At 36.3% G+C, this 12,040-nt stretch carries 7 protein-coding genes; all 7 read left to right on the forward strand.

The features are described from left to right. The first annotated feature begins 80 nt into the window (after nucleotides 1–80). Entirely contained in the window at nucleotides 81–1,784 is a 1,704-nt protein-coding gene (locus B0A65_RS03175) for a polysaccharide lyase (protein WP_074659261.1), read from the forward strand. Nucleotides 1,785–1,866: 82 nt separating this feature from the next. Then, nucleotides 1,867–2,541, forward strand: a complete 675-nt coding sequence (locus tag B0A65_RS03180; RefSeq protein ID WP_074659262.1) for a DUF3826 domain-containing protein — start codon at nucleotides 1,867–1,869, stop codon at nucleotides 2,539–2,541. A 100-nt stretch (nucleotides 2,542–2,641) separates the two neighbouring features. Continuing rightward, a complete protein-coding gene (locus tag B0A65_RS03185; RefSeq protein ID WP_074659263.1) occupies nucleotides 2,642–4,342 on the forward strand; it encodes a pectate lyase family protein in 1,701 nt (566 codons plus the stop codon). Nucleotides 4,343–4,581: 239 nt separating this feature from the next. Then, complete coding sequence (locus B0A65_RS03190) at nucleotides 4,582–7,662, forward strand: DUF6298 domain-containing protein (protein ID WP_083370419.1); 3,081 nt, start codon at nucleotides 4,582–4,584, stop codon at nucleotides 7,660–7,662. 110 nt (nucleotides 7,663–7,772) lie between these two features. Next, complete coding sequence (locus tag B0A65_RS03195) at nucleotides 7,773–9,191, forward strand: glycoside hydrolase family 140 protein (RefSeq protein WP_074659671.1); 1,419 nt, start codon at nucleotides 7,773–7,775, stop codon at nucleotides 9,189–9,191. 165 nt (nucleotides 9,192–9,356) lie between these two features. Beyond that, nucleotides 9,357–10,925, forward strand: a complete 1,569-nt coding sequence (locus tag B0A65_RS03200; protein WP_074659265.1) for a glycoside hydrolase family 28 protein — start codon at nucleotides 9,357–9,359, stop codon at nucleotides 10,923–10,925. An 83-nt stretch (nucleotides 10,926–11,008) separates the two neighbouring features. After that, nucleotides 11,009–11,926: a glycoside hydrolase family 43 protein gene (locus B0A65_RS03205; protein ID WP_074659266.1), complete on the forward strand. Its 918-nt coding sequence runs from the start codon at nucleotides 11,009–11,011 to the stop codon at nucleotides 11,924–11,926. Nucleotides 11,927–12,040: the final 114 nt, after the last annotated feature.

The following is a 12,040-nucleotide window of genomic DNA, read 5'->3' on the forward strand; positions in this document are numbered from 1 at the left end:
AAAAACATAAAAACGATCACCTGTATTCTAAAAAATACAGGTGATTTGTTTAAAAATGATTACCATAATTAAAAATTAGTATGAAAAATTTCACTTTATCGGCTGCTTTCTTATTGTTTTTAGGAAGTTTCCAATGTTTCGCACAGTATCCCAAAATCAGTCCGGAAGTTCAGGCACAATCCAAAGTTATTATGGATGAAGCTGAAAAACGTTCTGACGAAGCCTGGGAAAAAGCACTTGTAGTAATCGAGGAAGAAGCCAAACATGGCAAACCTTACATTCCGTGGGCATCAAGACCAAATGATTTACCTCAGGCAGAAATTCCTTCTTTCCCTGGTGCGGAAGGTGGAGGAATGTACACTTTTGGTGGACGTGGCGGAAATGTTTATACGGTTACAAGTTTAGAAGACAGCGGACCTGGAACTTTACGTGAAGCGTGCGAAAAAGGTGGAGCAAGAACTATTGTTTTTAATGTTTCTGGTATTATCAGAATCAAAAGTCCATTGATTATTCGTGCACCTTACATCACGATTGCAGGACAAACTGCTCCCGGAGATGGTATTTGCGTAGCAGGAGAATCAGTTTGGATCAATACACATGACGTAATTATCAGACACATGCGTTTCCGTAGAGGAGAAACTTTCGTGGGTCGTCGTGACGATGCTATTGGAGGAAATCCTGTTGGAAATATTATGATTGACCACGTTTCTGCAACTTGGGGATTAGATGAAAACATGTCTATGTACAGACATATTTACAGCCCGGGTCCAGGTTATCCGGATGTAAAAGTGGGTACTGTCAATATTACAATTCAAAACAGTTTATTCGGAGAAGCATTAGATACTTACAACCATGCTTTCGGAAGTACTTTAGGTGGAGAAAACTGCGCTTTTATCAGAAATATGTGGGCGAACAATGCAGGAAGAAACCCTTCTATTGGATGGAATGGTATTTTCAATTTTGCAAACAATGTAGTTTTCAACTGGTACAACAGATCTACAGACGGTGGTGATTATACCGCTATCTACAACATTATGAACAACTATTACAAACCAGGACCAGTAACAGATTTGAATGAGCCAATTAGCTATAGAATCTTAAAACCGGAAGCGGGAAGAAGCAAATTACCTTATATGGTTTTTGGTAGAGCTTTTGTAAGCGGAAATATAGTTGCTGGTAACGATAAAGTTTCAAAAGACAACTGGGATGGTGGCGTACAGATTGAAAATAAAAAAGGAGAATTGATGGCTTATGATGAGGCCAAAACTTATTTCGATAAAATGAAAGCAGACAAACCTTTTCCAATGCCTTGGTTTCATCCATTATTGAAAGCTGAAGATGCTTATGAATTTGTCTTGAAAAATGTTGGAGCTACTTTACCTTTAAGAGATAAAGTAGACGAAAGAATCGTAAGAACGGTTAAAACCGGAGTGCCTGAATATGCAAAAGGATTGGAGAAAAAACAATTCTATCAATTTGAGCACAGACGTTTACCAATGGACTCTTATAAACAAGGTATCATTACTGATATTTCGCAAGTAGGCGGATATCCTGAATACAAAGGAAAACCTTATGTAGATACAGACAAAGATGGTATTCCCGACAAATGGGAGAAAAAACATGGTTTAAATCCTAATGATCCTGCTGATGCTAAATTGGATTCAAACAACGACGGTTATACTAATATAGAAAAATATATCAACGGTATCGATCCGACGAAAAAAGTAGACTGGAAAGATTTAAGTAACAATCAGGAAACTTTAGTTAAACCATTACAAGAATAGTTTTAAATGACATTCTTATTTCACAATTAAAGCTGTGAAATAAGAATGTTTTTTTCAAACACAAATTTCAAATTTTAAAATCATGTCAAAGAGTAAATTAAATATAAGTATTCTGATGTTGCTATTGGTATTCTTCAACGGAATCGCACAACAACATTTAGATCCGGAATATATCAAAGTGACCAACGAAAGAGCGACTAAAATTGTAGCGAAATTAGAGTTGGCAAATCCTGCAAAAGAAAAAGCAGTAACTGATATTATTGCGCAACAATTTAGAGATTTAAGCGAAATTCAGGATGGAAGAGATGCTGAGATCAAAAAAATAAAGGAAGACACTACTTTAGCAAAAGAAAAGCAAAACGAGAAAATTGATAAGTTAAAATCAAAAGCAGATACTGCTATTGAAAAACTACACAAATCGTATTTGAAGAAGTTAGGAACGCAATTGTCAGAAGATAAGATTGTTGAAGTAAAAGACGGAATGACCTATGGTGTTTTGCCAATTACCTATGCCGGATATCAGGACATGCTGCCAGCTTTAACCGCAGCACAAAAAGATTATATTTATAAGGCTTTAGTTGAAGCCAGAGAACATGCAATGGACGGAGGATCCTCTAAAGAAAAACACGCCTGGTTTGGTAAATACAAAGGAAGAATCAACAATTATTTATCAAAACAAGGTTACGATTTAAACAAAGAAAGTGCTGACTGGCACAAACGTGTTGAAGAAAGAGAAAAAGCCAAATCAGGTAAATAATTTATTAGTCCTTAGTGATGAGTCCTTAGTGATTAGTTTTTACAAACTCACTATTCTAAGGACTAATTACTAGGTACTAAGAACTAAAATAAAGATTCTCATGAAGAATAATTTCCAAAAGACCACCTTGAAAAGAGCCATGATGATGCTATCATTTTGTTCTTTCTTTTCCTCTGCCTATGCGCAATATCCAGAAATTCCAAAACCTCTTCAAGATAAAACCGATGCAGTTTTAGCAGATGAAGAAAAAAGACTGGCCGAAATCTGGACAGCTAATTACAGTACGATCCAGGCGGAAACCAAATTAGGCCGCCCGTATTTACCGTGGGCTTCTTATCCTAAAGATTTTGTTCATGCCGATATTCCTGCTTTTCCGGGAGCGGAAGGTGGTGGAGCGTTTACGCCAGGAGGAAGAGGCGGAAAAATATTCGTTGTAACCAGTTTGGAAGACAGCGGAAAGGGAACTTTCAGAGAGGGTTGTGAAGCGGTTGGAGCAAGAACAATTGTATTCAACGTTTCCGGAATTATCCGTTTAAAAAAGCGCATCAGCATGCGTGCGCCTTACGTAACCATTGCCGGACAAACTGCTCCTGGTGACGGAATTTGTATTGCCGGAGAAACGTTGGAAATCGATACACACGACGTAATCATCAGACACATGCGTTTCCGCAGAGGTGAAACGGATGTTACCCGCAGAGATGATGCATTGGGTGGAAACCCAATTGGTAATATTATTGTAGATCACTGTTCTGTAAGCTGGGGATTAGATGAAAACATCTCCTTGTACCGACACCAATTTGCGGCAAATGATAAATCAAAACTGGAAAAATTGCCTGCTTGTAATATTACAATTCAAAATACGATCTCTTCTGAAGGTTTAGATACTTACAATCATGCTTTCGGAAGTACGATTGGTGGATTAAATAGTACTTTTATGCGTAACTTATGGGCCGATAATATTTCAAGAAATGCTTCTATCGGAATGTATGGTGATTTTAATTTTGTGAATAATGTGATTTTCAACTGGTGGAATCGTTCGTTGGATGGAGGTGATTATCGTTCGATGTTCAACATCATCAATAATTATTTCAAACCGGGACCAATAACACCAACAGATCAGCCAATTCGTTACAGAATTCTAAAACCGGAATCAGGTTATATGAAGCCTAAAACATACGGAAGAGCTTATGTTGACGGAAATTATATAGTGGGTTCTCCAGAAGTTACAGCTGATAACTGGAATGGTGGTATTCAATTAGAAGATCAGTCAGAAGCAGAAACTAAAGAATATTTAGAATTAATTAAACAGCCAAAACCGTTTTCAATGCCAAACATAACCATTATGAAGGCTGAAGAAGCCTATGAATTTGTATTGAAAAATGTTGGAGCAAATCTCCCAAAAAGAGATGCTGTTGATGAAAGAATATTGAAACAGGTTCGTACTGGAAAAATTGAAGTTAAAGACGGTTTAGAAAATTCTATTGGTAAGGAATTTATTAAAAGAAGATTGCCTGCTGACTCTTATAAAAAAGGAATTATCACGAATCCAAATCAGGTGGGCGGATATCCGGAGTACAAAGGAAAGGCTTATAAAGATTCTGATAATGACGGAATTCCGGATGCCTGGGAAAAGAAATTTGGTCTAAATACAAACGATGCTTCAGATGCAAATAAGGATTCAAATGGCGATGGTTATACCAATCTTGAAAAATATTTTAACGGAATCGATCCGACTAAAAAAGTAGATTGGACAAAATTTGAAAATAATACGGATACATTGTCGAAAGTATTATTGCAGTAAATTTAGAGAATAGAATAAAGAGAATAGAATAAAGAGAATAGAATAAAGAGAATAGAATAAAGAGAATAGAATAAAGAGGAAAGAAGAAAGATTCTTAAAAATGAGAAATTAGCTTCAAAAAAATCTAAAATCTAAATTCAGAAATCTAAAATAAAATTAAAGTGAATTTTATCCAACTAAAAAATATAATTTCTCTTCAAAAGAACAAGCTGTTTTTGCTGTGTTCCGCATTGTTTTTAATGACAAACAGCGCAATAGCACAAACCACTTTCCCTGACATTGTAAAAACAAAAGAAGGAAAGCTTTCTTTTACTGCGGATGCTAAAGGAAATCAAATTCCTGACTTTTCGTATGCGGGGTATAGGACTTCTGAAAAAGCAATTCCGAATGTAGAGAATAAAATTTTTGTTCCAAAACAAGAAGAAGATGCTACTGAAAGAATTCAGGCTGCAATTGATTACGTGAGTAATTTGAAACCCAATAAGTCAGGTTTTCGTGGTGCTGTTCTTTTAGATAAAGGAACTTTCAAAATTGGTGGAACTTTATTCATTAAAAAATCAGGCGTGGTTTTACGCGGAAGCGGAAATACAGAAGGAGGAACCATTTTATTAGGAACCGGATTAAAGCGTGAAGCTGTAATTAGAATTTTAGGAGTTGATGATAAAAAATTAGGAGATACTTTTGAATTCAATACTGCTTATACACCTCTTGGAACAAAAACAATTCAATTAAAAAATGTTTCTAAATTAAAACCAACTGACGAAATCATCATTAGCAAACCTTTAACTGATAATTGGATTAAAGAGTTAAAAATGGATGATTTTGGAGCAGAAACCGGTTGGGTGGGATGGAAAAAAAATGATTGGGATATTAGCTGGAACAGAGTTGTAACTAAAATCAATGGCAATGAAGTGACACTAAACGCTCCGTTGACCATGACTTTAGATGATACTTTCGGAACTGCAAAAGTAACAGCGTATAGCTGGTCAGGAAGAATTGAGCATATCGGAATCGAAAATATTTTGGTGAAATCAACTTATGATCAGTCAAAACCAAAAGACGAAGAACACAGATGGTTAGGAATTAGCATTGAAAATACAAGAAATGCCTGGGTGAAACAAGTAAGTTTTAAACATTTTGCTGGTGGTGCTGTAGCTTTACTAAAATCGGCTCAACAAATTACCGTTGAAGATTGTATCGCAACTGAACCCGTTTCTGAAATCGGTGGTTTTAGACGCCATACTTTTTATACTGAAGGACAACAAACCTTGTTTCAACGTTGTTACTCTGAATACGGTTACCATGATTTTGCTGTGGGCGGATTTGGAACAACGGGTCCAAATGTATTTATACAATGTGAATCTCATTTACCTTTCAACAATAGCGGAGCCATCGGCAGTTGGGCAACCGGAGTATTATTTGACATTGCTTACGTAGACGGACATGCTTTAAGTTATAACAACAGAGAACAAAATGGCAGAGGTGCAGGATGGACTGCTGCGAACAGTGTAATCTGGGAAACTTCAGCTTCTAAAATAGAATGTTATAGTCCGCCAACAGCGCAAAACTGGGCTTTTGGAACCTGGGGCGGAATTATGGCTGGTGATGGACATTGGAAAGATGTAAACGGTCATATCAGTCCGAGAAGTTTGTTTTATGCACAATTAGAAACTCGTTTGGGTCAACTTCCTGTAAAATCCTTTATTTATGATTTAGGTTCAGAACCTTCATCAAGTCCAGAGGTTGCAGTGGCTCAGGAATTAACTAAAAATTCAGTTGAGCGAAAAGAGAATTTAGTAGAATGGATTGCTGAAGTTTCAAAAGCAAATCCAATTGATACCAATACTTCAGGTCTTAAAAATGCCAATGATTTAAAAATTAATTCGGCACAAAATAATAGTTCTGCTACTAAAGTAGTAGTACAAAACGGCTGGCTGACGTATGACGGAAAAGTAATTGCCGGAAACAGATTAAGCGTGCCATGGTGGAGAGGAAGTTTGAGAGATAGTGATATTTCAAAATCATTGCCGGATGTTACCAGATTTGTTCCGGGAAGAACAGGAACCGGATTTACAGATAACATTAATGATGTTTCAGATTATTTAAGCAGCAATAATATGGTTGCTTTAGAACATAATTACGGATTATGGTACGAGCGCAGAATGGACGATCACGAAAGAGTTCGTCGTTTTGATGCTGATGTTTGGCCACCATTTTACGAACAGCCTTTTGCAAGAAGCGGTCAGGATTATGCCTGGGATCAATTAAGTAAATACGATTTGACAAAATTCAATGATTGGTATTGGGATCGTTTATCACTTTTTGCTGATTTGGCAGAAACCAAAGGACAATTGCTAGTCAATCAACAATATTTTCAACATAATATTATTGAGGCTGGTGCGCACTGGGCGAGTTCTCCGTGGCGTTCAGCAAACAATATTAATAGTACCGGTTTTCCGGAACCGCCACCGTATGCAGGTGACAAACGTATTTTCATGGCAGAACAGTTTTATGATATTACCAATCCTGTTAGAAGAAAATTACACCAGGGATTTATTCGTAAATCATTAGAAAATTTTCAGGACAACAGTAACGTAATTCAGTTGACCAGTGCCGAATATACAGGACCGCTTCATTTTATGCAATTTTGGATGGATGAAGTTCAAAAATGGAAAGACGAAACCGGTAAAAAAGGAATCATTGGTTTAAGTGCTACAAAAGATGTTCAGGATGCCATTTTGAATGATGCCCAAAGAGCCAAAACAGTAGATGCAATTGACATTCGGTATTGGTATTACAAAGAAGACGGATCTGCGTATGCGCCACAAGGAGGTTTAAATTTAGCACCAAGACAACATGCCAGAAAATTAAAAGTCGGAAAAGAAACAGACGATCAGGTGTATCGTGCCGTTCGTGAATACCGTGAAAAATATCGGGATAAAGTAATTTTATATTCTACGGATGGTTCATCAAGATTTGGTTGGCCAGCATTAATGGCAGGAGCTTCATTACCTAACATTCCGAAAATAGCACTTCCGGAATTTTATTCGGCTTTAAGCCAAATGAAATTAGTTGAAGGAAATACGTTCTCAGACAACATCTGGACATTAGAAAATAAAGGAAACAGTTATCTTTTTTACATCAAAAATGAAAAAGAAGTTTCAATTGATCTGTCAGCTTACAAAGGAGATTTTCAAGTATACGCGATCAACGCTGTAACCGGAGCTTTCACTAAAAAAGCAAACATTAAAGGAGGAAAAAATGTTACCATTCCAGCTTCTGAAATAAAAGAAAAAGTACTTTTTGTAGTAAAAAAATAAAATAGTGGTTCGCCACGAATTCACGAATTATTTCTAATCATACTGAAATTAAAAAATTCGTGAATTCGTGGCGAACAAACACCAAAAAACGCAATAAAAAACTAACCAAAATGAATCTGAAAATTAAATATCTATATGCCCTCGGTCTAAGCTTGGTGTTAACTGCACAAAGCGGATATTCTCAATCTGCCGAAAAAGGCGCTTTGCCAAAAATTAAAGTTTCAAAAAACCAGCATTATTTCGTAACCGAAAACGAGAAACCATTTTTCTGGTTAGGCGATACCGGTTGGCTGACATTCGGGAAATTAGACAGAGCAGGAGTAGATAAATATTTTAAAGACAGAAAAGCAAAAGGATTTAATGTGGTTCAGGTGATGGTTTTGCATAACCTGAATGCAGTAAATGTTTATGGAAGTGCCGCTTTGATTAACGAAGATGTTTCTAAACCTTTCATTACGGCCGGAAATAATTTCAATAGCAAAAAAGAATACGACTATTGGGATCACGTAGATTATACTTTAGAGGTAGCCCGCAAAAACGGAATCTATTTAGCAATGGTCCCAGTTTGGGGAACAAATGTTTCAAAAGGAAATAAAGTAAGCAAGGAACAGGCAATTGAATATGCAACGTTTTTAGCCAACCGTTATAAAAACAAAACCAATGTAATCTGGTTAAATGGTGGAGACACGCACGGAAATGAATTTAAAGATATCTGGAACGCTATCGGAAGTACATTAAAAACTAATAATCCAGAGCAATTGGTGACTTTTCACCCTTTCGGAAGAACCGATTCTTCTGATGATTACCATACGGCAACCTGGTTAGATTTCAATATGTTCCAGTCAGGACATAGAAGATATGATCAGGATTCAATAAAAACGAATTTCAAAGAAGACAATTACAAATTCGTTCTAAGAGATTTCGAATTAAAACCAACAAAACCTACTCTTGATGGAGAACCATCTTACGAAGGAATTCCACATGGTTTGCATGATACTTTACAACCAAAATGGAAAGCAAGTGACGTACGCCGTTATGGATATTGGTCGGTTCTCTCTGGTGCTGCAGGTTATACTTATGGTCATAATGCAGTAATGCAAATGTTCAGAAAAGGCGATAAACCAGCGTACGGAAACAAAGAATTATGGACGTCAGCAATTAATGCGGAAGGTGCCGGACAAATGGTTTATATTAAGAAACTGATGGAAGAAGTTCCATTTTTAGAAGGAATTCCAGATGCTTCTTTAGTTGTTAATCAAGGAGAAAAATACGATTATATTCCAGCAATAAGAGGAGAAAAATACGCTTTACTATACACCTACAACGGAAGAATAATAGAAGTAAAATCAGGAAAAATTTCCGGTGATAAATTCGAAGCAATTTGGTACAATCCAAGAAATGGAAAGAAAACTAAAATTGGGACATTTGATAATAAAGGAACTCAAAATTTTCAACCAGCAGGAAAAAAAGAAGAAGGTAATGACTGGGTTTTGATTTTGAAATCGAATAAAGTTATTAGTGAAAAGTAAAAAGTAAAATGTTAGTGCAATAACCACAATCTTGCCATCCCGAGGAACGAGGGATCACACTAGTAATTCGACAACGATTAGCGACAATGTAATAACCACAATCTTGTCATTTCGACGGAGGAGNNTCCTCCGTCGAAATGACAAAAATGACCAAAAACAAAAAGTATGAAAAATATATTATTTATTCTCTTCTTCATCACAGGATTCAACACCGCTTTCGCAAACGACGGCTGGCTGAATATCCTAAATGAAGGAGGAAATAACAAAGGAATAAAATGTACCGAAGCCATTCAGAATGCCATTGAAAAAGCTTCTAAAAACGGTGGCGGAACAATTTTTTTCCCTGCCGGGGAATATTTAACCGGTGCTTTAAAACTCAAAAGTAACATCACGATTCATTTGGATTCAGGTGCACTTTTGAAATTTTCAGACAATTTTGACGATTACTTGCCCTATGTAGAAATGCGTTACGAAGGTTTGGTGATGAAAAGTTTCTCTCCATTATTTTATGCCAAAGATGCCGAAAATATTACCATTACCGGAAGAGGTGTAATCGACGGTCAGGGAAAAGCATGGTGGAATGAAGTGTACCGAATTGAAACCGCAAAAGGACCAATTCCTGAAACCAAATACCAAAAAATGTGGACCGAGCAAAACAAAGGAATTGTGTATGAGCCTTACTATAAAAGAACGATTGACAAACACTTTTTCCGTCCTTCTTTCTTCCAGGCTTATGGCTGTAAAAATATTTTAATTGAAGGCGTAACGTTTCAAAACTCACCTTTCTGGACGATCAATCCTGAATTTTGTGATAATGTAACGGTTACCGGAATTTCAATTTTTAATCCACATTCACCAAATACAGACGGAATCAATCCTTCATCGTGTACCAATGTTCATATTTCGAATTGTCACATTAGTGTTGGAGACGATTGTATTACCATTAAATCAGGCAGAGATGCGGATGGCCGTAAATACGGAAAAGCTACGGAAAATGTAACCATCACCAATTGTACGATGTTAAGTGGTCACGGTGGCGTTGTTATTGGAAGCGAAATGTCGGGCGGAATCAAGAAAGTTACCATTTCAAATTGTGTTTTTGACGGAACAGATCGCGGAATCCGTATTAAATCGGCGCGTGGTCGTGGCGGTGTTGTAGAAGATATTCGCGTAGATAATATTGTGATGAAAAACATCAAAGAAGAAGCCATTATTTTGGACTTGTTCTATGATAAAGATAATGCTGCAGAACCGGTTACAGAACGTACGCCAACTTTTAGAAACATTCACATCAGTAATGTTACGGGTGGAAATGTAAACAAAGCAGGAGTTGTCCGCGGAATTTCTGAAATGCCAATTCAAAACATTTCTTTCTCCAATATTAATATGGATGGCAAAGAAGGTTTCACGGTAATTACAGCAACCGATATTGAATTCCATGATGTAAAAGTAAACGCATCAGTAGGTTCTTCTTTCAAAATAGCAGATGCTAAAAACCTTATTTTAGATAATGTGGGTTCATCAACACCAATAAAAGGAGTTCCAGTTATCAAGATTGATAATGCGTCGAATATTATGATCAACAATAATTTTCCATTTAATGCAACCGATGTTTTCATCGAAGCAGACGGAAAAGAAACAAAAAATATTTTCCTAAAAAACAATGTATTTAATAATGTAAATACGGTTTTGAAAAAAGGAAAAGACCTGGATAAAAAAGCAATTACAGAATAGCATAATAATAGAACACTAATTTCACAGATTTACACCAATTCAATTTGTGTTAATTAGTGAAATTAGTGTTTAATTTCAAAAGCATGAAGAAAATATTCATCATAATAATCCTGTTCCTTTCTACGATAAGTTATTCGCAGAAAAAGAAAGAAATTTATCTTTTTACGTCGTTTCGGGAACCGGCTATAGAAGGTTTGTACTTAGCCTACAGCGAAGACGGTTACAACTGGAAAGGTCTTGAAGGATCGTTTTTAAAACCGGATATCGGAGCCAGCAAAATCATGCGTGATCCCTCGATTACAAAAGGGGCTGACGGAACCTATCATTTAGTGTGGACAACTGACTGGAAAGGCGGAAACGGTTTTGGATATGCCAGTTCAAAAGATTTGATTCATTGGTCCAAACAAGAATACATTCCGGTAATGAAAAACGAACCGGAAGTGGTAAACGTTTGGGCTCCGGAAATTTTTTATGATGATGTCAAAAAAGAATATATCATTATTTGGGCGTCTACAATTCCGTTTAGATTTGAAAAAGGACAGGAAGAAGAAAAGAATAATCATAGAATGTATTACGTAACAACGAAAGATTTCAAAACTTTCTCTGATGCGAAATTATATTACGAACCAGGCTTTAGCGTGATCGATTGTGTGATTGTCAAAAAAGCTAAGAAAGATTATGTTTTGGTTTTGAAAGACAACACCAGACCCATGCGAAATATAAAAGTGGCTTTCGGAAAATCACCTTTAGGACCTTTCGGAAAAAGTTCTGAACCTTTTACAGCACATTTATCAGAAGGACCAACGGTGGTGAAAGTTGGCAAAGAATGGCTGATTTATTATGACAACTATGGTGAGAAAAACTATAAAGCTTCAAGTACAAAAGATTTTGTTCATTTTGAAGATGTGTCTTCAAAAATAAGTCTTCCGGAAGGACATAAACACGGAACGATTACGACAATTTCTGGAGAAGTTTTAAAAGGATTAAAAGAAAAGAAATAAATTATATAGCCACAGATTTCACAGATTCTCACAGATTAAAATTTTAAAAAAAAATCATTTAAATCTGTGTAATCTGTGGCAAAAAGTAAAAATAAAAAATCTGCTTGATCTGCT

The organism is Flavobacterium frigidimaris, assembly GCF_002217275.1.
Lineage (GTDB): Bacteria > Bacteroidota > Bacteroidia > Flavobacteriales > Flavobacteriaceae > Flavobacterium > Flavobacterium aquidurense.